Origin of the sequence: Amycolatopsis coloradensis, assembly GCF_037997115.1 — a bacterium.
GTDB lineage: Bacteria > Actinomycetota > Actinomycetes > Mycobacteriales > Pseudonocardiaceae > Amycolatopsis > Amycolatopsis coloradensis_A.
On sequence record NZ_CP150484.1, the window covers coordinates 8,756,547 to 8,780,096 of the forward strand.

The following is a 23,550-nucleotide window of genomic DNA, read 5'->3' on the forward strand; positions in this document are numbered from 1 at the left end:
AAGTTACCGCCGAAGCGCCGCGGGCGCGTCTGCCGGAACGGCCGGGTTCTTCGGCGCGATCGGTTCGAGCCGCGCGTACGGCGAATCCTGCGGCGGCCTGCTGTCCCGCTCACCCTTGTTGGGCCAGAACGAGAAGGCCCGCTCGGCCTGCGCGGTGATGGTCAGCGAGGGGTTCACGCCGAGGTTCGCCGTGATCGCCGAGCCATCCACAATGGACAATCCAGGGTAGTTGAACACCCGGTGGTACGGGTCGATCACGCCGTTGTCGGGCGCCGTGCCGATCGGGGCGCCACCGATGAAATGCGCCGTGAGCGGGATGTCGAAGATCTCGCCCCAGGTGCCACCCGCCATGCCGCCGATGCGCTCGGCGGTGCGGAGGTTGGCCTCGTGCCCGGCGGGGATGAAGCTCGGGTTCGGCTCGCCGTGGCCCTGTTTGGACGTGTACTTGCGGCGGCCGAAGAGCCCGCGTTTGGTGTACGTGGTGATGGAATTGTCGAGACTCTGCATCACCAGCAGGATCACCGTGCGCTCGCTCCAGCGGTAGCCGTTGAGCAGCTTCACCGTCTGGACCGGGTGCTTGAGCATGAAGTTCACGGCCTGGCGCCAGCGCGGGACCGCCGAATCGCCTTCGGTGGCGATGGTCTGGAGCAGGCTCATCGCGTTGCTGCCCTTGCCGTAGCGGACGGGCTCGATATGCGTGTTCTCGTCGGGGTGGATCGACGACGTGATCGCGACACCGCGGCTGAAGTTCCGCCCCTCGTCGACCGAGGTCCGGGCGGCGCCGATGATGGCCTCGGAGTTCGTGCGGGTCAGTTCGCCGAGGCGCGGCGAGAGCTTCGGCAGCTTGGCGGTGTCGCGCATGCTGTGGAGCAGGTTCTGCGTGCCCCAGGTGCCGGCGGCGAGCACCACCTGCGCGGCGGTGAGCTTGTGCCGGAACCTGCGCGAGGTGGTCCCGGTCTTCTTGATGCTCACCTCGTACCCACCTGCGTTTAGCGGGCTAATCGCGCTCACGGTGGTGAGGGGGATGACCTTCGCGCCGTCCTTCTCCGCGAGGTACAGGTAGTTCTTGACCAGCGTGTTCTTGGCGCCGACGCGGCAGCCGGTCATGCAGGAGCCGCATTCGGTGCAGCCTGTGCGCGCCGGGCCCGCGCCGCCGAAGTACGGATCCTCGGCGCGCTCCCCCGGCTTGCCGAAGTACACGCCGACGGGCGTCGGATGGTACGAGTCCGGCACGCCCATGTCCTCGGCGACGCCCTTCATGACCACGTCCGACGGCGTGACGCTGGGGTTGGTGACGACGCCCAGCATGCGGCTGGCCTGGTCGTAGTGCGGGCCGAGCTCGGACTCCCAGTCGGTGATGTGAGACCACTGCGGGTCGACGTAGAACGGCTTCAACGGGCGGTACAGCGTGTTCGCGTAGACCAGCGAGCCGCCACCGACGCCCGCGCCGGCGAGCACCATGACGTCCTTGAGCATGTGGATGCGCTGGATGCCGAAGCAACCGACCTGAGGCGCCCAGACGTAGCGGCGAAGGTCCCAGGACGTCTTCGCGAACTCGTCGTCGGCGAAGCGGCGGCCCGCCTCGATGACGGCGACGCGGTAGCCCTTCTCGGTCAGGCGGAGGGCGGCGACACTGCCGCCGAACCCGGAGCCGACGACGATCACGTCGTAGTCGAAGTCGTCTTCAGTGGTGGTGTTACTCGCAGTCACACCCTCGACTGTAACCCCGGCCACCCCTTCTGACCAGAGGTAAGTTACTGGCCGGTTACCTTCCAGCCGAATGCACGAACGCGGCTGGGGCATCATCGACCGGTGGATACGGAGGCACTGCTGACGATCGACCTGACGCGTGACGAGCGCACGGTACTGCGCTGTGGCCTGGCGGAATGGGGTGGACCGGCCGCGTGCACCGACGACCTCGCCGTCGCGATGGGCTTCAAGGACGTGCCCGACCTCTTCGAACAAGCGCGAAGGTTGCGCGGGGCGCTGGCCGACGAAGAACCACTAAGCGCCTCGGACTGGCGCAGGGGCCTCGTGGCCACCGAAATCGTGTTCGCCAGCGACGTCTTCGGCTCCGGGATGGACTGGTCGATCACGACGGGCTTCGCGGACGACGAAACCCTCCCGATCCTGCGGGACCTACAGCGGAAGATCGCCCGGGCTCTCGGCTCGTCCCACTACCGCCCCCGGCCGCCGGAGCGCCTTTAGCAGGCTAAACGCGACACAGGAGGGACGTATGGGGCTGATGGGACTCCAGAACACGAAGACGGCCCGGATCGCGTTTAGCGGGCTAAACGCGGTGCGGGCCTTGCTGGATTCCGGCCAGCCGATCGGGCTGCTCATGGTGGCCGTGTNGCCGACGCCGTGATTGGATCGCGTTTAGCGGGCTAAACGCGATCCGGGCCGGGAGCGAGCGTCAGCGGCGGACGGTCAGGCCGACCCGCTGGAACTCCTTCAGGTCCGAGTAGCCCGTCTTCGCCATCGCGCGGCGAAGCGCGCCGAAGAGGTTCACGACGCCCTCGGCGTCCGAGGACGGCCCGAAGAGCAGCGTCTTCAGGTCGACGGCGTAGTCCGGCCCCAGCGCCACGCGCGAACGCGGCAGCGACGGGTGCGCGGCGGCCGACGTCCAGTAGAGCCCCTGCCCCGGCGCCTCGGAGGCGGCGGCCAGCGGCGCGCCCAGCATGACCGCGTCGGCACCGCAGGCGATGGCCTTGGCGATGTCGCCGGACGTGCTCATCCCACCGTCGGCGAGCACGTGGACGTACCGGCCGCCGGTCTCGTCGAGGTAGTCACGGCGAGCGGCCGCGGCGTCGACGATCGCGGTCGCCATCGGCGTCCCGATCCCCAGCACGCTGTCGGTGCTCGTCACGCCGCGGCTGGCCCCGTGCCCGACTATGACGCCGGCCGCGCCGGTGCGCATCAGGTGCATCGCGGTGCGGTAGTCGCTGACGCCGCCCGCGATCACCGGGACGTCGAGCCGTCCGATGAAGTCCTTCAGGTCCAGCGGCTCGGCGTCCCGCTGGACGTGCTCGGCGGAGATGATCGTGCCCTGCACGACGAGGATCTCGACGCCCGCGGCGAGGAGGTCCGGCGTCAGCTCCGCGGCGTGCTGCGGGCTGACCCGCGCCGCCACGGTGACCCCGGACTCGCGAACGGTCTTGATCGCCTCGGTCAGCAGATCCAGCCGGATCGGGGCGGAGTGCAGTTCCTGCAGCTCGCGCACGATCGCGGTCGGGTCCTCGGTGTCCTCGGCGGCCCGGACGAGGCGGAAGATCGCGTCCTCGACGTTCGGGTGCCGCGCCCACAGCCCTTCGGCGTTGAGGACGCCCAGCCCGCCGAGTTCGCCGACGGCCACCGCGGTTCCCGGCGACACGATCGCGTCGGTGGGGTGGGTGACCAGCGGCAGCTCGAACCGGTACGCGTCGATCTGCCAGGCGGTGGACACGACCGAAGACGACCGGGTGCGCCGCGACGGCACGATCTCCACGTCATCGAGGTCATACGCCCGCCGCGCGGTGCGGCCCATGCCGATCTCGACCAGATCCCGCACGTCAAGTCCCTTCTCACCGACGACCGTTACACCCCATTGTCGCTAGGCCGCGTGGGTTACCTGCGCACGGGGCACCCGAACCGGGCCGGAAGTCACACCAGCCCCATACGCCCCACCGGTTTCGCGTTTAGCCCGCTAAAGGCGCTCCGGGGCTCGTGGGGTCAGAAGGAGACCTTCTCCACGGAGTCGGTCCGAAGGACGGATTCCTGCGCGAAGGCCTTCTTGTAGTCGGTCCGGATCTCTTCGATCTCGCGGTTCGCGTCGCGGTCGCCGAACGGGTACACGACGACGATCACCTTAGACTTCTCTCGCGAGATCACGCCGTCCGAACCGCGCCACTGGCCGCGTCCGGTCAGCTCGGTGAACCCGTCCGGGAACCTCGGCGTGACGACCTTGTCGGTGAACGCGGCGAACTCGGCGTCGGTCAGCTCCCCGCCGCCCGGCTTCGTCGTCCCGAAGTACAGCTCGGTGCGCTTCCACAGCTCACCCGGTGACGCCTGGAAGGCGACGGCCTCGGGCGTGGAAGGCGCGGCGGAAGCGGTGGGGACGGCGGAAGCGGCCACCCCGCCGCCGAGCCCGAGGGCCGCGGCGGCGAAGACGGCCAGAGCGGTCCGACGCGACGTGAAAGACATCGGTTCCTCCCGGGAGACTTGATCAGCGAGCCAAGTCTCCCGGGAACGGAACCGGATGGGTAAGTGTCCTAAGGGGCGGACTAACGGGTGGTGTAGTTCGGCGCCTCGACGGTCATCGTGATGTCGTGCGGGTGGCTCTCCTTGAGCCCGGCCGCGGTGATCCGCACCAGCTGCGCCTCCTGCAGCTCGGGGATCGTCGACGCGCCCGCGTAGCCCATGCCCGACCGCAGCCCGCCCACCAGCTGGTGGACGACGTTCGCCAGCGGCCCGCGGAACGGGATCCGCCCCTCGATGCCCTCGGGGACCAGCTTGTCCTCGCTCAGCACGTCGTCCTGGGCGTAGCGGTCCTTCGAGTAGGACTTCGCCTGGCCGCGCGACTGCATGGCGCCCAGCGAGCCCATCCCGCGGTAGGTCTTGAACTGCTTGCCGTTGACCAGGATCAGGTCGCCGGGCGATTCGGCGGTGCCCGCGAGCAGGCTGCCGAGCATCACCGTGGACGCGCCGGACGCGATCGCCTTCGCGATGTCACCCGAGTACTGGATGCCGCCGTCGCCGATCACCGGGATCCCGGCCGGACGCGCCGCCTGGTCGGCCTCGTAGATCGCGGAGATCTGCGGCACGCCGACCCCGGCGACGATGCGGGTGGTGCAGATCGAGCCGGGGCCGACACCGACCTTGATCCCGTCCGCGCCTGCCTCCACCAGCGCCTGCGCGCCGGCCCGGGTCGCGACGTTGCCGCCGACGATGTCGACGGTGTCGCCCAGTTCCTTCTTCAACAGCGCGACGGTCTCGACGACGGCGCGGGAGTGCCCGTGCGCGGTGTCCACCATCAGCACGTCGACCCCGGCGTCGGCCAGCGCCATCGCGCGCTTGTGCCCGTCCGGGCCGACCCCGACGGCGGCACCGACGATCAGGCGGCCGTTGGTGTCCTTGGAGGCGTTCGGATACTGCTCGGTCTTGACGAAGTCCTTGACCGTGATCAGCCCGCGCAGCTTGCCCGCGCCGTCGACGATCGGCAGCTTCTCGATCTTGTGGCGGCGCAGCAGCCCGAGCGCGGCCTCCGCGGTGACGCCGACCTGCGCGGTGACCAGCGGCGGCTTCGTCATCACCTCGTGCACCGCGCGGGTGTGGTCGACTTCGAACCGCATGTCGCGGTTGGTGATGATGCCCACCAGCGACCCGGCGGCGTCCGTGACCGGCACACCGGAGATCCGGAACCGCGCGCACAGGGCGTCGACCTCGGCGAGGGTGTCCTCGGGCGAGCACGTGACCGGGTCGGTCACCATGCCCGCTTCGGAGCGCTTCACGACCTCGACGGCGGCCGCCTGGTCGTCGATCGGCAGGTTGCGCTGCAGCACGCCCATCCCGCCCTGGCGGGCCATCGCGATGGCCATCCGGCCCTCGGTGACGGTGTCCATGGCGGCGGAGACCAGCGGGATGTTCAGGGTGACGTTGCGGGAGAGCCGGGTGCGGGTGCTGACCGCACTGGGCACCACGTCGGACTCGGCCGGCAGCAGCAGCACGTCGTCGAAGGTCAGCCCGAGCATGGCGAACTTGCTCGGGACGGGGGCGGTGACGCTGTCGCTGGTCATAGCAGGCGAAGGGCCTTCCTAGCGGTGGCTAATGGGGGCCGCCGTGGCTGTTGGCATCACGGCGAGGGCCTGCCCCTCATGATATCCGGGCCGGGCGGCCGCCCGGCCCGGGTGGGCGCCCGGTAGCGTGCAGGCGTGCCGCAAGATGCGTTGCCCCCAGACCCGTTCGCGGATGACCCGGACGACCCGGCCCGCGCGTTCATCGACGACGCCGACCGGCTCGACGAGCCGATCAGCGACGAAGAACGCACCGAGTTGCTGGCCGACCTCTCCGATCTCGCCGTCTACCAGGCGCTCCTAGAGCCGCGCGGGGTGCGCGGGATCGTGGTCGACTGCGGTGAATGCGACGAGCCCCACTACCACGACTGGCATCTGCTGCGCGCCAGTCTCGAGCAGCTGCTCGCCGACGGCCGCATGCGGCCGCACGAGCCCGCGTTCGACCCCAACCCCGGTGACTACGTGAGCTGGGACTACTGCCGCGGGTTCGCGGACGGTGTCACCGCCAACGAAAGCGCCTACTGATCGCGTTTAGCCCGCTAAAGGCGAAGGGCCTGGTGAGAGAGATCTCACCAGGCCCTTCGGCGTTTTCGGGGTGCTACGTCGTCTCGCCCGCGGCGGGAGCCTGTGCTCCGGCGCCCGGCGTCGGCTCATTCCGCGAGCCACCGGGGTCGTTGCCCGAGGCCGGCGGCGTCGTGGACGTCGTGGGCGGCGGCGGCTCGCTGGTCGTGGTCGGCGGAGTCGGCGAGGGAGTCGTGGTGCCCGGCAGGCTCGTGCCGGGGTTGCCGCCTCCGGGCAGCGACGTCGGCGGAGCGGTCGGCTGTGGAGTGGGCTGCGGTGTGGTCGCGACCGGGGTCTGCGACGGCTGCTGCTGATCCGGCGGCAAGGGCTGCTGGCCGGGGTTCTGCAGCTGAGCACTCAACTGGCGGTGCTGTTCGAGCAGCTGATCGCGGTTCTCTTCGTCGGTCACCTGGCTCAGCGCGGCCTGGGCCTCGTCGAGCGCCTTGCGGGCGTCGTCGAGGCGCCCGCCGGCGAGCGCGAGGTTGGCCTTCTCGAGATCGAGTTTGGCCGCCGCGGCGGCCTCGACCGACCGGGCGTGGTCGGCGTAAAGCACCTTGGTCAGGCCCCAGAGCGTGTCACCAGGCTGCGCGTCCTTCGCGGCGAGACCGGTACCGGCGAAGGCGATGGCCAGGACGGCCGCGGCGGCGGCCACCGGGACCAGCAGCCGGCGTCTTCCCCCGTGTTTGCGGGCGAGCGCGGCTGTCTTCACGGTGACGACGGCGGTGTCGACGTCGACGAGTTCCGCGAGCGGCTCGCTGTCGATGTCACGCCGCCAGGCCAGCAGCAGCGCGTTGAGTTCTTGATCGCCGAGGTCGTCGGCCATCTTCGGATCCGAGCCACCGAGTGCGTCGAGCAGCGCGTCGTCGGCCTGGACGGCCGACAGATCAGCTGCGAACTCGGCTTCCGAGGGCGTCAGCCCTCTTTCGAAAGCCGTCAGTTCACGATCGGTCCCAGGGGAGAACCGATGGTCGCGATCGGTCACTCAGATCACCTCCTCAGCGGCCAGAACCTTACGTAGGCGCGCGAGGGCGCGATGCTGGGCCACCCGGACGGCGCCGGGGGTGGACCCCACGGCCTCGGCCGTCTCTTCGGCGGACAATCCCACGACCACCCGCAGGACCACGATCTCACGCTGTTTGTCGGGAAGGACGCGCAGCAGCTGCGACATGCGCTCGTTCAGCTCGCCTTGAAGGGCACGCTGCTCGGGACCGACGCCGCCCTCGATTTCATCGGGGACTTCGGCGACCGGCTCGGCGCGGTTGCGGGCCGCGGCGCGATGCGCGTCGGCCACCTTGTGCTGGGCGATCCCGTAGACGAAGGCCAGGAACGGGCGGCCCTGATCACGGTACGAAGGCAATGCCGTGAGCACCGCGAGACACACCTCCTGAGCAACGTCGTCTGCGGAAGCGAACGAACGCTCCTGCCTGCCAACCCGAGCGCGGCAGTACCGCACTACCAAAGGACGGATGGCCGCCAGCAACCGCTCGACCGCTTGAGGATCACCCTCAACAGCAGCGGCGACCGGCTCATCCAGTCCGTCCCCCACATTGGCCATCGCAGACAACAGTCCCAGTGTTACGTATAGGCGTGCAAAGAGTCCGGTGTGTGACTTCGGAATCCACTACCGGTGACAACTACCGTACCGCTCGGGCTCGCCGCCTTTGTTGACGGCCGCCATCGGCGCGCCGCCCTGCCGGCGAGCACGCTGAACCCGGATCTTCCTGGTCCTTTTCGCTCGTAGTCGAACTTTCAACGAGCCGGGACACAGTGGAGTACGACGGTCCACCCGGAGGCGGACTCGCTCGGGCAAGGGTGCCCGAGCGGTGAACATAAATGCGCGAAGCGTGACAGGGAACACAGGTACGGGCCAGGGGGTACGCCCCCGGCCCGCTCGTCACCCGTTGTGCGATCTCGCCGTTGAAATCAAGAAAGCGTTGTCAGGAAACAAGTCCACGGCGGAATCCGTGGGCGACCGCCTGAGCGCGGTCTCGCACGCCGAGCTTGCGGAACAAGCGGCGCGCGTGGGTCTTCACGGTGTCTTCGGACAGATACAGCTCGCGGCCGATCTGCCCGTTGCTCTTGCCCTGGCTCATCCCGCGAAGCACCTGAAGCTCTCGCTCGGTGAGCTGGACGCCCGGGTCGGACGGCTGACGCGGCGCCGGCACCGAGGTGCTGGCGAGCGTGTGCGCCAGTGCGGCGACCAGCTCGGGACGCGAGGCGTCCCAGCGCAGGTAGCCGCGGGCGCCGCCGGCGATGGCGGCGGCGATGCTGCCCGCGTCGTCCGGGGCGCCGAACACGATCACGTTCGCTTGGGGGTTCGCCGAGACGAGCCGCCGGGTGGCTTCGACGCCGGTCGGGACGGCGCGCTGGGTACCGACCAGCACGACGTCGACCGGCTGACGGGAGTACCGGGCCAGCAGCTCGTCACCGTGCGCTACGCAGTCGATGCGACTGACCCCTGGGACCGCGGACATCACTCGAGTGAGCCCTTCGCGGACACTGCGTCGGTCGTCGCAGATCAAGACCGTCGTCACGGGGTTTCCTTCCTGCAGCCGGGTGACATTCCACTTCCCCTATCGGACGCTTTAGCCCGAACCTTGACACGATCCGGTGGCTTTTTTTGAAAGTTCTTAGCCCGGTTGCCGGAATGGGCCCTCCAACAGGCTAGACGCCATCAGAGGGGTACCCACGGAGATTCCCGGGCGAGCCACCTCCCGCAAGGATCCGCATGCCGTAACACTGCGTGCAACACTTCCGCGCCTCTGAATCGATACTCATCGGCGTGTCCTGCCCCAAAGTCCGCCTCGACCAGGCATGCGACCCACAGAAGTGAATTGAATTCGTATTTTTCGGCGGTTTCGCGCGCGCTCTCGACCAGCGCTTTCGCGCGCTCCCGCTCAGCGGAACCGGCATTCGCGATCGTCACGCCGAGTACAAGCTGTGATTTGACGACGTGTCGGCACGCACCCCTGGCAAGCGCGGTTTTCCACGCCATTTCCGCAGGTGCGATCGCCGCCGCGGAAATGTTACTCGCCAGTTCGATTTCCGCGCCGACCCAGCCCGCCCTCGTCCGGGTCCGCCAGTTGCCGGTGTGCACGTCCGCACGGGTGAGCAGCCTCCGGGCGGCGGCCAGCCTGCCGCGCCCCAGGTTGTCCGCCGCGAGGCCGAGGAGTGCGTCCGCCCGCGCGCCCTCGGCGTCCAGACCGTCGGGGTCGGGTTCGCCTCGCGGCTCCGTGATCACCCGTGCGAGCGCCTCGCCGTCGAGGACGAGGGCCGCCGCGTGCCCGCCCAGCTGCCGCCGGTGCGACGCCAGCGTGCTCGCGGCCAGCGACGCGACCACCGGATCCTTGCCCGTGCGCAAACCGTTCAGCAGCGTGGCCGCCGCCGCGTACCGACCGCGGGCGCCGAGCCCGATCGCGGCGAGCAACCGTCCGCGAGGCGACGCGGGCACCGCGAAGAAGCTCGGCGGCGGCACGCCGTCACCGAACGCGGCGGACCGCAAGGACGATTCCATGCGTCCTTTCTATCGCCTCGCACCGACAAGAACGTGCTCTATCCGGTCGGCGGCGGTCGTCAGTTCGCCGAGCAGTTCGATCTTGTCCGGGAGGGTGGCGGGATCCCAGCCGGGTCCGCACGCGAAGAGCCTGTTGCGCTGACGGCCGCGGGAGATCCTGGCGAACAGGCGAGGGTCCGCGGTCGCACGCCGTCCCGACCACAGCACCACGGCGGCCGGGACGCTGCGGCGCACGGTCACGGCGAGCACTTCGGCGGGCAGGGACGCCCCGAACAGCTGGGCGCCGATCCGGCGTCCCGCCAGCGCCGCGGCGAGCGCGTACATGGGCAGGTTGTCGCGCTCGTCCGGGACGCAGGTCAGCAGGACCGGGCGCTGGTTACGCGGTTCGCGCAGCACCGGCGTGGCGCGGACGAGCGCGGCGTACACGCATTCGGCGAGCAGGTATTCGACCTCCGCGCCGGCGCTGACACCGCGCCAGCGCGCGCCGAGCGCGGTCAGGACCGGCGACACGACACCGGTCCAGGCCGGCAGGACGCCGAGTTCGCGGATCGTGTCGGCGAGCATGCGCTGGACCGCGGCGAAATCCATCGCGAGCGCGGCGGTGCTCAAACGCCTGGCGAGACGGGAAGGAACGTCATGATCGTCGGCGGGCGGCGCGGTGGCCCGCTCCTCCACTTGGACCACGACGGCTTCCGGCGGCTCCGTCGCAGTCCGGGGCATCTGCTCCAGCGCGTACTTCGCCGCTTCAGCCGTCGAGGCGCCACGAAGCAATGCGCGCTGCATCAGTTCGAGGCGGCCGATGTCGGAGCTGCCGTAGCGACGGTGACGGCCGTTGGTGTGGCGGCTCGGTCCTACGCCGTATCTGCGGTCCCAGGTGCGCAGGGTGGACGGCGCGACCCCGAGCCGGCGAGCGACCGAGGCCACCGGCAGGGTGGGTTCTTCACTGCTGATCCGAGATCCCACTCGACCCAATATCCAGGCAGGCAGGGACCGGGGCAACCGGAACGGAAAGTACCGCTCACACATCCGGGGGATGCCTAACGGCTGAATCGTCTTGAATCTCTTGAACAAGTATTGGCGCGCTTCTAACGTTACCGCCGTTGCACCGAATGGAGTATCCGCAGCGCAGCAGAGCAGGTAAACGCTTCGACCGGATGACGGAGGCGGTCAGGATGGCGGACACACGCAGGCTCCCGGGGCCCAACGCGGATGTATGGGACTGGCAGCTCGAAGGGTCGTGCCGAGGCATGGACAGCGCGTCCTTCTTTCACCCTGACGGCGAGCGCGGGCCGGCCAGAGCCCGCCGCGAGGCGAGGGCCAAAGCCGTGTGCCTGGCCTGCCCGGTACTGGCCATGTGCCGGAACCACGCGCTCGCCGTGCACGAGCCGTACGGCATCTGGGGCGGACTGTCGGAATCGGAACGCGAGCACATCATCAAGGCGGACAAGCGCACACTGAGCATGTCGAACGGCTGAACCGGCCGAGTCGGCGACGCGGAAGGGCGGCATCCGGGTGGGGTGCCGCCCTTCCGCGTCTCCGGCCCCGGATCGCGATTAGGGGGCTAAACGCAGGTCGGTGCGGCCCTGGGCACCCGCGCCACCCAGATCGCGTTTAGCCCGCGAAAGGCAGGTCGGCCTCGGACGCCGCTTCCCGCCCGCCGGATCGCGTTTAGCCCGCGAAACGCAGGTCCGCGGCGCGGCACCGCAGAGCGCGCCGGACCGCGATTAGGGGGCTAAACGCAGGTCGGCGGTGGGCACGAAAACGGGGCGGCACTCCGGATGGAGTACCGCCCCGCTTCAGGGGGTGGAACTAGTGCGCGTGGCCGTGACCGGCCGCGGCGGGCTCCTCCTCGACCGGCTTCTCGACGATGGAGCTCTCCGTCGTGAGCACGAGCCGGGCGATGGAAGCGGCGTTCGCCACCGCGGACCGGGTCACCTTGACCGGGTCGACGATGCCGGCGGCCAGCAGGTCGGTGAGCTCACCGGTGGCGGCGTTGAAGCCGTGCCCCCAGCTCTGCTCCTGGACCTTGTTCACGATGACCGCGCCCTCGTGGCCCGCGTTGGTCGCGATCCAGAACAGCGGGGCGGACAGCGCGTCGCGGACGATGCGCACACCGGTCGCTTCGTCGCCCTCGAGGCCGAGGCCGCCGTCGAGCTCCTTGACCGCGTGCACCAGCGCCGAGCCACCGCCGGGCAGGATGCCCTCTTCGACGGCCGCCTTGGTCGAAGCCACGGCGTCCTCGATGCGGTGCTTGCGCTCGTTCAGCTCGGTCTCGGTGGCCGCGCCGACCTTGATCACCGCGACACCGCCGCCGAGCTTCGCCAGCCGCTCCTGCAGCTTCTCGCGGTCCCAGTCGGAGTCGGTGTTCTCGATCTCCTTGCGGATCTGCGCGACGCGGGCCGCGATGTCGTCCTTGGTGCCGGCACCGTCGACGAGCGTGGTGTCGTCCTTGGTGACGACGATCCGGCGGGCGTTGCCCAGCTGGGCAAGCGTGGTCTCGGACAGCTTGTGCCCGATCTCGGCCGAGATGACCTCGCCGCCGGTGACGACCGCGAGGTCGTCCAGGAACGCCTTGCGGCGGTCGCCGAAGAACGGCGCCTTGACCGCGACGGCGGTGATCGTCTTGCGCAGCGAGTTCACGACGAGGGTCGACAGCGCTTCACCGTCGACGTCCTCGGCGATGATCAGCAGCGGCTTCTTGGCCTCGACGACCTTCTCCAGCACCGGGAGCAGGTCGGCCAGCGCCGAGATCTTCTCGCGGACCAGCAGGATGTAGGCGTCCTCGAGGATCGCCTTCTGCTCCTCCGGGTTGGTCGCGAAGTGCGCCGACAGGAAACCCTTGTCGAACTGCACACCCTCGGTGATCACGAGCTCGGTCGCCAGCGTGGACGACTCCTCGATCGTGATGACACCGTCTTCGCCGACCCGTTCGACGGCCTCGCCGAGCAGGGCGCCGATGGCCGCGTCACGCGAGGTGACGGTGCCGACCTGGGCGATGTTGTCGCGACCCTTGACCGGGGTCGCCTTCTCCTTGAGGACCGCGATGACCTTCTCCGCGGCGGCCTCGATGCCGCGGCCGACTGCGGTCGGGTTGGCACCGGCGGCGACGTTGCGCAGGCCGACCTTCACCAGCGACTGCGCGAGCACGGTCGCGGTCGTGGTGCCGTCACCGGCGACGTCGTTGGTCTTGGTGGCGACGCTCTTGGCGAGCTGGGCGCCGAGGTTCTCGAACGCGTCGTCGAGCTCGATCTCACGAGCGACGGTGACGCCGTCGAGGGTGATGGTCGGGCCACCGAACTTCTTGTCGAGCACGACGTGGCGACCGCGCGGGCCGAGGGTGACCTTGACCGCGTCGGCGAGCTTGTTCACCCCGCGCTCGAGCGCGCGACGAGCGTCCTCGTCGAAACTGATCTGCTTGGGCATGGCCTGTTCCGCTTACCTTCCAGTTCTAAAGCTCGGAAAACACGAACGCCCCGTTCCCCGGCAATGCGGGGCCCGGGGCGTCATGCGCTGAGAGCGGACGTCAGTTGATGACGGCCAGCACGTCGCGAGCGGAAAGGATCAAGTAGTCCTCACCGTTGTACTTCACTTCGGTGCCGCCGTACTTGGAGTAGATGACGACGTCGCCGACGGAAACGTCGAGCGGGACGCGGTTGCCCTTGTCGTCGATGCGGCCCGGGCCCACGGCCAGAACCTTGCCCTCCTGGGGCTTCTCCTTGGCGGTGTCGGGGATGACGAGGCCGGAAGCGGTCGTCTCCTCGGCCTCACTCGTCTGGACAACGATCTTGTCCTCGAGCGGCTTGATGTTCACGCTCACCGGGTTGACCTCCACGGTCGTCGAAAGCGTTGGCAGGATGAGTTACGGCTCCTACCACCCCCGCCGTCGCGGGTGCCGGGGCGTGTTCGGGCCGTGCAATTAGCACTCTAGCCATGTGAGTGCCAGCTTCGCAAGGAGGGTCCGCTCACCCCGTGAAAACTCGGCCTCCGAGCCCGTGACCGGCCGTTTTGTTGAGCCCGGTACCACCGGATCGCGATTAGGGGGCTAAACGCAAGTCCGCGAGGTCGGTCACCAGGGCGTCGGGGTCGAGGGCGGCGAGGGCCTTGCGCTTCGACGGCGTCTTCGCCAGAGCGATCGAAGCGACGCCCGCGGAGCGAGCGGCCAGGATGTCCGCGGCCGAGTCGCCGACCATGACGCACTGCCCCGGCGACGTGGCCAGGGCCTTCACCGCGGCGTCGAGGAGCGCCGGCCCTGGCTTCAGCAGCGCGGGATCGCTCGTCGTCCGCGCGCTGATCCCGCGGATGTGCACGGCGAGTTCGTGCAGCCCCAGGAAGGACCTGATCGCGTCGACGGAGTTGTTGCTGACGATCGTCACCGTGAACCCCTGCGCGCGCCATTCGCGGAGCACTTCCGCGATACCGGGAGCCGGCGAGATCAGGGCGACGGCCTCCCCTTCGAAGCGGTTGAGCTGCCGCTCGACGACGTGCGCGGCGTTCGGTCCGCACGAGGCGGCGTACCGGAGCACGTCGAACGGATCAGCCGAGGCGATCACCTCGGGCTCGATGAGGCGTTTGAGCCTGTCCGCCACCTCGCTCGCCGGAAGCCTGGCGAACACGTCGCACACCGGACCGTCGAAGTCGAGGAAGACGTGGTCCTTCTCCTGCAGAAGCTCCTTCACCCCAGTCATGCCCCCACCTTGCCACCGACCTGCGTTTAGCCCCCTAATCGCGATCTGGAGGGACCTTACGGACGAAGCCGGTTTCTGGTTAGGTTCCGACCATTGGGGTCGGTCCTGTTCAGCAGACCTAGTCACTGGGGGTATACGCCCATGCCGCGTCCCTTCCGTCCCGTAACCCTCGAGCCGCTCCGACGCCGGTCCAAACGGACCGCCGGGCTCGCCGTCCTCGCCCTCGCAGCAGGCCTCCTCGCCGCTGTCCCCGCCGAAGCCGCCCCTGCGGACCAGCAGCGTCAGCGGGACTTCGCGGCCGCCGCGCGGGAGTTCGGCGTCCCGGAGAACGTCCTGCTCGGCGTCTCCTTCCTGGAGTCGCGCTGGGATTTCAACGCCGGCACCCCGAGCACGTCCGCGGGGTACGGCCCGATGCACCTGACCGACCTCCGCGAGGCGGGCACGGGCACGCATCACGACGAAGGCGAGGAGGACCCGCGCGGCGACGACGCCCGCCCGGCGAAGCTCCCGGCGACTCCGGCGCCGGCGCCTCCCCCGCCCGGCATGCAGACCATCGACGAGGCGGCCGCGCTCATCGGCCAGGACGTCGCGACGCTGCGCACGAACACCACGCAGAACATCCGCGGTGGCGCCGCTCTGCTGGCGAAGTACCAGCGCGAGACCGGCGACTGGAGGGCCGCCGTCGCGCGCTACAGCGGCGCGAAGGACGCGGAGGGAGCGCAGGTCTTCGCCGACGAAGTCTTCGACACCATCTCCAAGGGCGTCAGCCGCAGGACCGACGACGGCCAGAACGTCACCCTCGCCGCGTCACCGGTGAGCCCGGCGCGCGCCCAGGCCGAAGCCCCGAAGATCGAGTGCCCGAAGAAGGTCTCGTGCCTTTCCGTGCCGGCGCCGTACCAGGAGTTGCCGGACAACGACTACGGCAACCACGACAAAGCGGACCGGCCGAAGAGCCAGAAGGTCGAATACATCATCATCCACGACACCGAGGGCTACTGGGACACGGCGATGGACCTTGTCACCGACCCGACGTACGTGAGCTGGCACTACACGATCCGCTCGTCCGACGGCCAGATCGCGCAGCACGTGCCGACCAAGGACGTCGCCTGGCACGCGGGCAACTGGTACGTCAACGCGAAGTCCGTCGGCATCGAGCACGAGGGCTTCGCCGCGAAGGGAACTTGGTACACGGAGGCGATGTACCGTACCTCCGCGAAGCTCGTCGCCTACCTCGCGCGGAAGTACGACATCCCGCTCGACCGCGCGCATATCCTCGGCCACGACAACGTCCCCGGCACGATCCCCTCGACCATCAGGGGCATGCACTGGGATCCGGGCCCGTACTGGGACTGGGCGCACTACTTCGAGCTCATGGGCGCGCCGCTTTCCGGCTTCGGCCGTCCCGGCTCACCGCTGGTGACCATCACCCCGGACTTCGCCACGAATCAGCCCGCGTTCACCGGCTGCGAGACGGCCGGAAAGCCTTGCCCGGCAAGGGGTTCCGGTTCGGTCGTGCTGCGCAGCGAGCCGAGCGACTCGGCGCCGCTGCTCAAGGACGTCGGCCTGCGCCCGGACGGTTCGGCGAGCACGATGGCCGTTTCCGACATCGGCAGCCGGGCGGAGACCGGCCAGCGGTACGTGGTCGCCGAGCGGCGTGACGGCTGGACGGCTATCTGGTACCTCGGCCAGAAGGGCTGGTTCCGCGACCAGCACACGACGAGTCCGGCGTTCGGCCTGGTCGTCACGCCGAAGCCCGGCCTGGCGACCGTGCCGGTGTTCGGGCGGGCGTATCCCGAAGCCGAGGCCTATCCGGCGAACGTGCCGGTGCAGCAGGTCGTCCCGCTGCCGTACACGTTCTCGGCGGGACAGCGGTACTCGCTCGGCAACGTCCTCGGTTCCGAGTACTACTCGGCGACGACGTTCGACCCGGCGAACCACGTGGTCGTCAAGGGCAAGACGAAGTACGTGCAGATCCAGTTCGGACACCGCATCGCCTTCGTGAAGGCGGACGACGTCCGGATCGTGCCCGCGCTCTGAAACCGTCCCCGGGGTCAGGAGTCCAGCGCGACCTTGACCCCGGGGGCGTGCTCGGTGTTCCGCCGCGTCTTCGACCAGCCGTTGCGGCCGCGCACCAGCCGGAACAGCGCCCGCCACGACGTGATGTAGAACGTGTAGATGTACAGCGCGTAGGCGAAGCCCATCCCCAGTCCACGCAGGACATTGCGGCTCTTCAGGCATTTGAACTGGTAGATCGGGCCCCACACGATGAACGGCAGCAGCCCGAACGAGCCGTAGATGGCGAACAGGATCCACGCGCCGTCGTCGGCGAACCAGGTCCACACCTGCGCCGGATCGCCCGCGGTGCTGAAGAGCAGCAGGATGAACGGGATCGGGTACAGCAGCGAGCCGAGCAGCTGCATCCACGGCTGCGCGAGGTAGTACATCATCTCCGCCGCGCCCAGCGTGCTCACATGCGGCGAATCCCAGATCCGCCGGAGATACCGCGAACACTGCATCGTGCCCTGGCCCCAGCGCGTGCGCTGCACCAGGAATCGCCGGAGGCTGTACAGACCTTCTTGCTTCACATGGGAATCCGGGGTGTAGCCGGTCCGCCAGCCCGCGGTCAGCAGGTGCACGCCGAGTTCGAAATCCTCCAGCAGCGAACCGCGCCATGGCTGTTCGTCCGGTCCGGCGATCGAGTCCAATGCGGACAGCCGCGTGAACTGACCGTTGCCGCCCATGGAGATCGTGCCGGTGAACCCGCGCGAGGTCTGGATGGCCGCGATGGCCGTGCGGAACTCGAGATCCTGCATCTGGGCCAGCTTCAGCCCGAAAGCGCGCGAAAACCAGTTCTTCCCCGGCGGGCGGGTGTCGGCGTTGCCCATCCAGACGTCCAGTTGCACGGCGCCGATCGTTTCGTCGCCGAAGAGATGGTCCGCGGCGCACACCTCGAGACAGTTCGCCGCCGGCCGCCCGTCCGCGTCGACGACCACGACCACCACGTCGTTCCGGCTCGCGTCCGGTCCCATCCAGTCGTTGAGCGCCTGATAGGCCGCGTTGAGCGCGTCCCCCTTGCCCGTCCGCGCCTCCGGACGACGCCGGGGAACGAGGTGCAGGTACGGGTCGTAGCCGCCGTTGCGGCGCCAGATCGACCTCACCACCCGCGCCGTGCGGTCCTCGGAGTCGTCGTCGACGACCCAGACGTGCGCGTGCCGGAACGTCGACCGCAGGTACCGCACGGTTTCCCGGATGACGGTCTGTTCGTCCCGGCACGGAACGAAGAAGTGCCAGGTGAAGTCGGCGGCGTCACCGACGGGAGCGGGTTTGCGCCGCAGGTACGGCACGACGATCACGACCACGTACACGATGAACGCCACGCTCATGGTGAGCGCGAAGGCCTGCGTGATCGCGAGAAGGATCTTGATCGAGCCGCCGCCCATCAGGCGGCCCCTCGTTCGGCACGCGGCTTGCGGGTGCCCAGCCAGACGAACAGCACGAGGGCGACCGCGCCGCCGAGGACACTGACCATCGAACCGAGCAGGGTGTGACCCCAGTAATAGCCTTCGTCGATACCCATCACGTTCACGAGCCCGACAATGGCCAAAACCCTCATCTGATTGACAAGAATGACGACGATCGCGGAAATGGCCAACGAAACGAAGAGCCTCTTCGCATTTCCAGGACGGAAATACAACATGACGGCGGTCACCAGCAACAGAGGCAGCAACATGAATGCCGACGAGCATTCCGGAGTCATTCTTAACCCGAGTGGAGTATCGCCCGACAACCCAAAGTAGACAGTCTCGCGTTCACCGGCGACGAAGACACCCGATGTGGTGATGACCCTCAGTATCAGACCGGAGAGCTGGACTTCGAAAACCCGGTACAGACGTTCGGCCAGCACCAGGCCGACCGCGACGGCGAGCACCGCCAGCACCGCCATACGCAGCGGGAACCGGCTGGAACTCGGCAAGGGAGCGCTCGCAACGGCCACGGTGACCCTCTCAGGAAAGACGCAGCAGACGACGGGATCCGGCGCAGCGGACAGGAACTCGCCGACGAGAGTAAGTCAGCGGGAACCGGCCCTTTCGACCGGGGTTCGCAATTCCAACGTGATCATGGGCCCTTTCGGCACGATCGTGGAGAAACTGACTAGGCCGAAAGGGTGAATCCTTCGGCGACCTGCGGGAAATTTCCGCAAGACCACCTGATCCGGTGATCCTCGCAGTTTTTTGTTCAATTTAAGAAACACTCGGCGATAGACGACCCGCGAGCCGAGTCAGGCCAGCTGAGGATTCGTCCGCAACGGTTGTGCCCTCGCGCCGACCGCAGATGAGAGAACCCCCACGAATCAATTCGGAGGACCAGTTGAAGAACACGCACCTCTTGCGACGAGGCGGACTGCTCGCCGCTGTGGTGGCGAGTGTGGCCATCGCCGGTGCGGCGCCCGCCTCGGCGGCCCCCGGTGACGGCTCCGCGTATGGCGTCAAGGTCGATGTGAAACTCCTCGGCCTCGACGCGGTGAAGGCCGGGCCGCTCGCCGAAGCGAAGACCTCCGGGCCGACCACCAACAGCCTCGCGAAGGCCAACCTCACCGGTGTGCTGACCGCGGGCGCTATCAACACCGAAGCCAAGCGCGACGACAACTCCGGTGCCGTGACCGCCAAGGCCAGCACCGCCGATGTCGGCTTGCCGCTGCTGAAGAGCGCACTCGGTAGTGTCGGCGTCAAGGTCGTCGAAGCCACCTGCACCGCGACCCAGAAGGGTGTGCAGGGTGCGACGAACCTGGTCGGTGCGAACCTCGGCAGCGCGGGCGCCGTCGACTCGACGCCGGCACCGAACACACAGGTCAAGGTCGGTCTCGGCGACGCCAACGTCGCGACGATCATCCTCAACGAGCAGATCAAGAACGGTGACGGCAGCCTCACGGTCAACGCCATCCACGTGAAGCTGCTGGGACAGGCGCTCAACCCGCTCGGTTCCGGCGACGTGATCGTCTCGTCGGCCACCTGTGGTCCGGCCGGTCTGCCCGTGCCGCTCGCTTCGGGCGCCGGACTGTGGATCGGTCTCGGCCTGCTCGGTGCCGTCGCCATCCCGGTCGGTATCCGCGTCGTCCGCAACCGGCGTCCGGCGACCACCGCCTGACCTGGGTGAAGTGAGGTCGAAATGTACAAGTTGCCTGGCGCCGGAGTCGGCGTCGCCGGTGGCGGGGTGGGTGCCCTCGCCGCCACCGGGGCCGATGTCGGCTGGTGGCTGGCCGTCGGGGTGATCCTGCTGGTTCTCGGAACCATCGCGGTCATCGCGGGCTATCGCCGCACGAAACGGCTCGGCGAGATGGGGAGCTGACGCTTCCCCGGACGGAACGGCCGCCGGCGTGGGCCCCTCGCACGCCGGCGGCCTTCACCCGCGCTTTGCGGGACACTCGAAATGTGGATGAGGAGCGCGAACGCGTGGATGTGATGTTGCTGGCCGGAACACGGCCGGAGGCGGTCAAGCTCGCGCCGCTGGCATTGGCGCTGGCGGAGCACCCGCACCTACGGCCCTTCGTCGTCCACAGCGGACAGCATCAGGGCATGGTGGAACAGGCGCTGATCCCGTTCGGACTGCCGGTCGACGCCTGGCTCGACACCCCGCCCCGGACCACCGGCACGCAGGCGGAACTCGTTTCCGGGCTGCTGCCCGCGCTCGACGATGTGCTGCGACGCGTCGCACCGGCCGCGGTCGTCGTCCAGGGTGACACCACGACGGGGCTGGCCGGCGCGCTCGCCGCGTTCTGGCAGGGCATCCCGGTCGTGCATCTGGAGGCGGGCCTGCGGACGCACGACCTCGCCGCACCGTTCCCCGAAGAGGGGACGCGGCAGATGATCTCGCGTATCGCCGCCTTGCATCTCGCGCCGACGCCGGCCGCCGCGGCCGCGCTGCGCACGGAAGGTGTTCCGCGCCAGCGGATCGCCGTCACCGGCAACACCGTCGTCGACGCCGTGATCGCGATCGCCGAGCGGGATCTCCCGGCGAGGGACACCGCGCTCGCCTTGCTGGAGATGGAAATCGCCGAGGCCGGCGAACGCCTCGTCCTCGTGACGTCGCATCGGCGCGAGTCCTGGGGCGAGCCGCTGAGCCGCACGCTCGCGGCCATCGAACTGATCGTCGCGGAACACAGCGACGTCCAGGTGCTGTTCCCGGTGCATCCCAATCCGGCCGTGCGGGATCAGGTGAAGACCGCGCTCGGCGGAACCCCGAGGGTGACGATCACCGAGCCGCTCGAGTATCCCGATCTCGTGCGCGCATTGCGGCTCGCCGAGCTCGTCCTGACCGATTCCGGTGGTATCCAAGAGGAAGCACCGACTTTCGGCACGCCCGTCCTCGTGCTCCGCGACGTCACCGAACGGCGCGAAGCCGTCGAGGCCGGCTGCGCCTGGCTGGTCGGGACGGACACCGGCCTCATCGCGGACACCGCGGCGAAGGTCCTCCGTGGCGACCTCTATCCGACACATGCCGGAAACCCTTACGGCGACGGCAATGCCGCCGCGTTGTCGGTGGCCGCGCTGGAGGAACTGCTCGACCTCGCCCCGGCGCCGCGCACCGCCGCCGAATCGCGCTAGATCGAGACGATCTGCACCGGCAGCGCCGGATTCGCGGAGAAATCGAGCGATGCCCGCGGCCGTCCGGCGGCGACCACGTGCGCGCCGAGCGCGGCGATCATCGCACCGTTGTCGGTGCACAGCCGCGGCCGCGGAACCCGCAGGGTGATCCCGGCTTCGGCGCAGCGCTCGGCGGCGAGTTCGGACAGTCGCGAATTCGCCGCCACGCCGCCGGAGATCACCAGCGTGTCCACGCCGTGTTCCTTGGCGGCGCGGATGGCCTTCATGGTGAGCACGTCGGCGACGGCCTCCTGGAACGACGCAGCGACGTCGTCGACAGGAATGTCCTCACCGCGGCGTTCGGCGCCTTCGACCCAGCGGGCGACGGCGGTCTTCAGGCCAGAGAAGGAGAAGTCGAACTTGGCGTCGCGCGGCCCGGTCATTCCCCGGGGGAACGCGATGGCGGCGCCGTCGCCGTTCTTGGCGGCCTTGTCGATGGGCGGGCCGCCGGGGTACGGCAGGCCGAGCACGCGGGCGACCTTGTCGTAGGCCTCGCCCGCCGCGTCGTCCACAGTGGACCCGAGTTCGATGATCTCGGAAGCGATGTCGTCCACCAGCAGCAATTGCGTGTGCCCGCCCGAAACGAGCAGGGCGAGACAGCGGTCAGGCAGCGGGCCGTGCTGGAGCGTGTCGACGGCGATGTGCCCGGCCAGGTGATTGACGCCGTAGAGCGGGATGTCGAGCGCGGCGGCGTAGGCCTTGGCCGCGGCGACGCCGACCAGGAGCGCGCCGGCAAGCCCGGGTCCCGCGGTGACCGCGATCGCGTCCACATCGGACAGTTGGAGCCCGGCTTTTTCGAAGGCCCGCTCGACCGTCGGGACCATCGCCTCCAGGTGCGCGCGGCTGGCGACCTCGGGCACGACGCCACCGAAGCGGGCGTGCTGGTCGACGCTGGAGGCGACCTCGTCGGCGAGGAGTTCGACCGTGTTGTCGTCGTGCAGGCGGACGAGGCCGACACCGGTCTCGTCGCACGAACTCTCGATGCCCATGATGATGCGCGGCATCAGCCCGCCACCTCGTCTCGGACCTGGGCCCGCGGGCGGGCCATCGTGTAGGCGTCGGCGCCGGAGGGCTGGTAGTAGCGCTTCCGGAGGCCGACGCGTTCGAAACCGTGCCGCTCGTAGAGCGTGATCGCCGCGTCGTTGTCGGTGCGGACTTCGAGGAAGACCGGCGCGGCGAGTTCGTCCGCGCGGTCGAGGAGCGCCTTCAGCAGCGTGGTGCCGATGCCCTTGCGCTGGTGGCCGGGGTCGACGCCGATCGTGTGGATGCTCGCCTCGTAGTCGCCGCGGCGGCCGACGACGGCGAGCCCGGCGTAACCGATGACCTCGTCGCTTTCGTCCGGACGGGCGACCAGGTAGTAGCCGCCGCCGTCGAGTTCGGCGTGAAAGGCGTAGGCGCTCCACGGCGAATCGCCGGGGAAGAGGATCTTCTCTATCTCGACACAGCGGGGAATGTCCTTGCGGCGTAAGGGTTCCAGCCTCACGGCGTGGTCACCTTCTTGCGCGCGGCCGGTTCGACGGCGTCCGGGCGGCGGAGATACAGCGGGGTAAGTGGGCTTGGCTTCTTGTTGAAGTCCTCGCGTGCGGCCTTGACCAGCCCGACGGGTGACGGGAAGCGCGGCTCGATCGGCTGGACGCCGAGGGTGTCCGCGTAGAGGAGCGCGCCGTCACCCGCCGCGACCTTGATGGTGGTCTCGAGGCCGGCGGGCCGCTCGACGTGGGGGCCGTCGGTGCGGGAGCCGTCGGCGGCGTACGCGGCCCAGTAGACCTCGCGGCGCCTCGCGTCGGTGAGGACGAGGAAGGGCGCTTCGCCGGGGGCGACGTCGGCGGCGATCGCGTCGAGGCTGCACACCGGGTACGCGGGGATGCCGAGGGCGTGGGCGAGCGACGCGGCGGTGGCCATGCCGGCGCGAAGGCCGGTGAAGGGGCCGGGGCCGACGCCGCAGACGATGGCGTCGAGGTCGCGAAGCGTGACGCCTGCGGCCTTGACGGCTTCGAGGGCGTGGGGCGTGATCAGCTCGCCGTGCGCACGCGGGTCGACCGTGACGCGGTCGCCGCGCGACTCGAGGACGTCGCCGTCCAGGGCGACGAGGCCCGCGGTGACCGCCGGGGTCGAGGTGTCGATGGCCAGTACCAGCACGGTTACCCAGCCTACGACCAGCGCCCCGCGTCGCGTTTAGCGGGCTGAACGCGATCGGGTGGCGTGGCCGCTCCCCCCGCGGCCGGATCGCGTTTAGCCCGCTAAACGCGATCCGNGATCGGGTGGCGTGGCCGCTCCCCCCGCGGCCGGATCGCGTTTAGCCCGCTAAACGCGATCCGGCTGGGGCCTGCCCTCCGGTCTCCGGACCACGCCGCCGGATCGCGATTAGGGGGCTAAAG

General features: G+C 69.1%; 24 protein-coding genes. 7 read left to right on the forward strand and 17 right to left on the reverse strand.

Going from position 1 to position 23,550, the window contains the following annotated elements; all coding sequences use genetic code 11:
• Positions 1-3: 3 nt before the first annotated feature.
• On the reverse strand, positions 4-1,710 hold the full coding sequence (locus LCL61_RS41000) for a GMC family oxidoreductase (protein ID WP_340684709.1): 1,707 nt from the start codon (positions 1,708-1,710) through the stop codon (positions 4-6).
• Between the two features lie 102 nt (positions 1,711-1,812).
• On the opposite strand from LCL61_RS41000, the gene LCL61_RS41005 reads away from it, so the two are divergent.
• Entirely contained in the window at positions 1,813-2,208 is a 396-nt protein-coding gene (locus LCL61_RS41005) for a hypothetical protein (protein ID WP_340684710.1), read from the forward strand.
• 208 nt (positions 2,209-2,416) lie between these two features.
• On the opposite strand, the gene LCL61_RS41010 is transcribed toward LCL61_RS41005, so the two are convergent.
• From LCL61_RS41010 to guaB, 3 genes are all read right to left on the reverse strand, one after another.
• Positions 2,417-3,550, reverse strand: coding sequence for a GuaB3 family IMP dehydrogenase-related protein (locus tag LCL61_RS41010; RefSeq protein WP_034304399.1), 1,134 nt, complete (start codon positions 3,548-3,550; stop codon positions 2,417-2,419).
• 161 nt (positions 3,551-3,711) lie between these two features.
• Positions 3,712-4,182 carry a DUF3574 domain-containing protein gene (locus LCL61_RS41015; RefSeq protein WP_340684711.1) on the reverse strand — a complete coding sequence of 157 codons (471 nt, stop codon included), beginning with the start codon at positions 4,180-4,182 and terminating at the stop codon, positions 3,712-3,714.
• A gap of 80 nt (positions 4,183-4,262) precedes the next feature.
• Positions 4,263-5,774, reverse strand: coding sequence for an IMP dehydrogenase (gene guaB / locus LCL61_RS41020; protein ID WP_340684712.1), 1,512 nt, complete (start codon positions 5,772-5,774; stop codon positions 4,263-4,265).
• A gap of 135 nt (positions 5,775-5,909) precedes the next feature.
• On the opposite strand from guaB, the gene LCL61_RS41025 reads away from it, so the two are divergent.
• Positions 5,910-6,296 carry a DUF5319 domain-containing protein gene (locus tag LCL61_RS41025; protein ID WP_005166667.1) on the forward strand — a complete coding sequence of 129 codons (387 nt, stop codon included), beginning with the start codon at positions 5,910-5,912 and terminating at the stop codon, positions 6,294-6,296.
• 73 nt (positions 6,297-6,369) lie between these two features.
• Here LCL61_RS41025 and LCL61_RS41030 read toward each other — a convergent pair whose 3' ends face one another.
• The 5 genes from LCL61_RS41030 to LCL61_RS41050 form a co-directional block, all read right to left on the reverse strand.
• Complete coding sequence (locus LCL61_RS41030) at positions 6,370-7,314, reverse strand: anti-sigma-D factor RsdA (RefSeq protein ID WP_340684713.1); 945 nt, start codon at positions 7,312-7,314, stop codon at positions 6,370-6,372.
• Positions 7,315-7,887, reverse strand: coding sequence for a sigma-70 family RNA polymerase sigma factor (locus tag LCL61_RS41035; RefSeq protein ID WP_037314832.1), 573 nt, complete (start codon positions 7,885-7,887; stop codon positions 7,315-7,317).
• Between the two features lie 382 nt (positions 7,888-8,269).
• Positions 8,270-8,866, reverse strand: a complete 597-nt coding sequence (locus LCL61_RS41040; protein WP_003073605.1) for a response regulator transcription factor — start codon at positions 8,864-8,866, stop codon at positions 8,270-8,272.
• A 140-nt stretch (positions 8,867-9,006) separates the two neighbouring features.
• A complete protein-coding gene (locus LCL61_RS41045; protein WP_340684714.1) occupies positions 9,007-9,846 on the reverse strand; it encodes a hypothetical protein in 840 nt (279 codons plus the stop codon).
• A gap of 9 nt (positions 9,847-9,855) precedes the next feature.
• Entirely contained in the window at positions 9,856-10,770 is a 915-nt protein-coding gene (locus LCL61_RS41050) for a MerR family transcriptional regulator (RefSeq protein WP_425342088.1), read from the reverse strand.
• Between the two features lie 230 nt (positions 10,771-11,000).
• Here LCL61_RS41050 and LCL61_RS41055 point away from each other — a divergent pair, with 230 nt between their 5' ends.
• Positions 11,001-11,321 carry a WhiB family transcriptional regulator gene (locus tag LCL61_RS41055; protein ID WP_007031108.1) on the forward strand — a complete coding sequence of 107 codons (321 nt, stop codon included), beginning with the start codon at positions 11,001-11,003 and terminating at the stop codon, positions 11,319-11,321.
• A gap of 334 nt (positions 11,322-11,655) precedes the next feature.
• Here the strand turns inward: LCL61_RS41055 and groL are convergent, their stop codons facing one another.
• The 3 genes from groL to LCL61_RS41070 all read right to left on the reverse strand — a co-directional run bounded on the left by groL (position 11,656) and on the right by LCL61_RS41070 (position 14,531).
• On the reverse strand, positions 11,656-13,269 hold the full coding sequence (gene groL, locus LCL61_RS41060) for a chaperonin GroEL (protein WP_340684716.1): 1,614 nt from the start codon (positions 13,267-13,269) through the stop codon (positions 11,656-11,658).
• A gap of 100 nt (positions 13,270-13,369) precedes the next feature.
• Positions 13,370-13,663, reverse strand: coding sequence for a co-chaperone GroES (groES, locus tag LCL61_RS41065; RefSeq protein WP_007031106.1), 294 nt, complete (start codon positions 13,661-13,663; stop codon positions 13,370-13,372).
• A gap of 217 nt (positions 13,664-13,880) precedes the next feature.
• On the reverse strand, positions 13,881-14,531 hold the full coding sequence (locus LCL61_RS41070; protein WP_340684717.1) for an HAD-IIIA family hydrolase: 651 nt from the start codon (positions 14,529-14,531) through the stop codon (positions 13,881-13,883).
• A gap of 141 nt (positions 14,532-14,672) precedes the next feature.
• Between LCL61_RS41070 and LCL61_RS41075 the strand changes: the two genes are divergently transcribed.
• The gene (locus tag LCL61_RS41075; RefSeq protein WP_340684718.1) at positions 14,673-16,568 is read left to right on the forward strand and encodes an N-acetylmuramoyl-L-alanine amidase; all 1,896 of its coding nucleotides are present in this window, start codon (positions 14,673-14,675) and stop codon (positions 16,566-16,568) included.
• A gap of 14 nt (positions 16,569-16,582) precedes the next feature.
• Here LCL61_RS41075 and LCL61_RS41080 read toward each other — a convergent pair whose 3' ends face one another.
• A complete protein-coding gene (locus tag LCL61_RS41080) occupies positions 16,583-17,971 on the reverse strand; it encodes a glycosyltransferase (protein WP_340684719.1) in 1,389 nt (462 codons plus the stop codon).
• Entirely contained in the window at positions 17,971-18,474 is a 504-nt protein-coding gene (xrtP, locus tag LCL61_RS41085) for an exosortase P (protein ID WP_340684720.1), read from the reverse strand. Before xrtP ends, LCL61_RS41080 begins: the two co-directional genes overlap by 1 nt.
• 389 nt (positions 18,475-18,863) lie before the next feature.
• Here xrtP and LCL61_RS41090 point away from each other — a divergent pair, with 389 nt between their 5' ends.
• The 3 genes from LCL61_RS41090 (at position 18,864) to wecB (ending at position 21,133) form a co-directional block, all read left to right on the forward strand.
• Positions 18,864-19,676, forward strand: a complete 813-nt coding sequence (locus tag LCL61_RS41090; protein ID WP_425341969.1) for a choice-of-anchor P family protein — start codon at positions 18,864-18,866, stop codon at positions 19,674-19,676.
• A 21-nt stretch (positions 19,677-19,697) separates the two neighbouring features.
• Entirely contained in the window at positions 19,698-19,877 is a 180-nt protein-coding gene (locus LCL61_RS41095) for an LPXTG cell wall anchor domain-containing protein (protein ID WP_007031099.1), read from the forward strand.
• 104 nt (positions 19,878-19,981) lie between these two features.
• Complete coding sequence (wecB, locus tag LCL61_RS41100) at positions 19,982-21,133, forward strand: non-hydrolyzing UDP-N-acetylglucosamine 2-epimerase (protein WP_340684722.1); 1,152 nt, start codon at positions 19,982-19,984, stop codon at positions 21,131-21,133.
• Here wecB and tsaD read toward each other — a convergent pair.
• Genes tsaD through tsaB form a run of 3 tightly spaced genes read right to left on the reverse strand, consistent with a single transcriptional unit; the run spans position 21,130 to position 23,311 of the window.
• Positions 21,130-22,176, reverse strand: a complete 1,047-nt coding sequence (gene tsaD / locus LCL61_RS41105; protein WP_340684723.1) for a tRNA (adenosine(37)-N6)-threonylcarbamoyltransferase complex transferase subunit TsaD — start codon at positions 22,174-22,176, stop codon at positions 21,130-21,132. The genes wecB and tsaD overlap by 4 nt on opposite strands.
• A complete protein-coding gene (gene rimI / locus LCL61_RS41110) occupies positions 22,176-22,655 on the reverse strand; it encodes a ribosomal protein S18-alanine N-acetyltransferase (RefSeq protein ID WP_340684724.1) in 480 nt (159 codons plus the stop codon). The genes tsaD and rimI overlap by 1 nt, the downstream gene beginning before the upstream one ends.
• The gene (tsaB, locus tag LCL61_RS41115; protein ID WP_340684725.1) at positions 22,652-23,311 is read right to left on the reverse strand and encodes a tRNA (adenosine(37)-N6)-threonylcarbamoyltransferase complex dimerization subunit type 1 TsaB; all 660 of its coding nucleotides are present in this window, start codon (positions 23,309-23,311) and stop codon (positions 22,652-22,654) included. Before tsaB ends, rimI begins: the two co-directional genes overlap by 4 nt.
• Between the last annotated feature and the right edge of the window lie 239 nt (positions 23,312-23,550).

What these genes read in the sequence shown, in the direction of transcription:
- LCL61_RS41070 (WP_340684717.1), bottom strand. Translation starts at nt 14,531, where the DNA reads ATGACTGGGGTGAAGGAGCTTCTGCAGGAGAAGGACCACGTCTTCCTC.
- LCL61_RS41090 (WP_425341969.1), top strand. Translation starts at nt 18,864, where the DNA reads ATGAGAGAACCCCCACGAATCAATTCGGAGGACCAGTTGAAGAACACG.
- LCL61_RS41095 (WP_007031099.1), top strand. Translation starts at nt 19,698, where the DNA reads ATGTACAAGTTGCCTGGCGCCGGAGTCGGCGTCGCCGGTGGCGGGGTG.
- LCL61_RS41055 (WP_007031108.1), top strand. Translation starts at nt 11,001, where the DNA reads ATGACGGAGGCGGTCAGGATGGCGGACACACGCAGGCTCCCGGGGCCC.
- LCL61_RS41035 (WP_037314832.1), bottom strand. Translation starts at nt 7,887, where the DNA reads ATGGCCAATGTGGGGGACGGACTGGATGAGCCGGTCGCCGCTGCTGTT.
- LCL61_RS41080 (WP_340684719.1), bottom strand. Translation starts at nt 17,971, where the DNA reads ATGGGCGGCGGCTCGATCAAGATCCTTCTCGCGATCACGCAGGCCTTC.
- guaB (WP_340684712.1), bottom strand. Translation starts at nt 5,774, where the DNA reads ATGACCAGCGACAGCGTCACCGCCCCCGTCCCGAGCAAGTTCGCCATG.
- xrtP (WP_340684720.1), bottom strand. Translation starts at nt 18,474, where the DNA reads ATGGCGGTGCTGGCGGTGCTCGCCGTCGCGGTCGGCCTGGTGCTGGCC.
- groL (WP_340684716.1), bottom strand. Translation starts at nt 13,269, where the DNA reads ATGCCCAAGCAGATCAGTTTCGACGAGGACGCTCGTCGCGCGCTCGAG.
- LCL61_RS41015 (WP_340684711.1), bottom strand. Translation starts at nt 4,182, where the DNA reads ATGTCTTTCACGTCGCGTCGGACCGCTCTGGCCGTCTTCGCCGCCGCG.
- LCL61_RS41045 (WP_340684714.1), bottom strand. Translation starts at nt 9,846, where the DNA reads ATGGAATCGTCCTTGCGGTCCGCCGCGTTCGGTGACGGCGTGCCGCCG.
- LCL61_RS41075 (WP_340684718.1), top strand. Translation starts at nt 14,673, where the DNA reads ATGCCGCGTCCCTTCCGTCCCGTAACCCTCGAGCCGCTCCGACGCCGG.
- tsaD (WP_340684723.1), bottom strand. Translation starts at nt 22,176, where the DNA reads ATGCCGCGCATCATCATGGGCATCGAGAGTTCGTGCGACGAGACCGGT.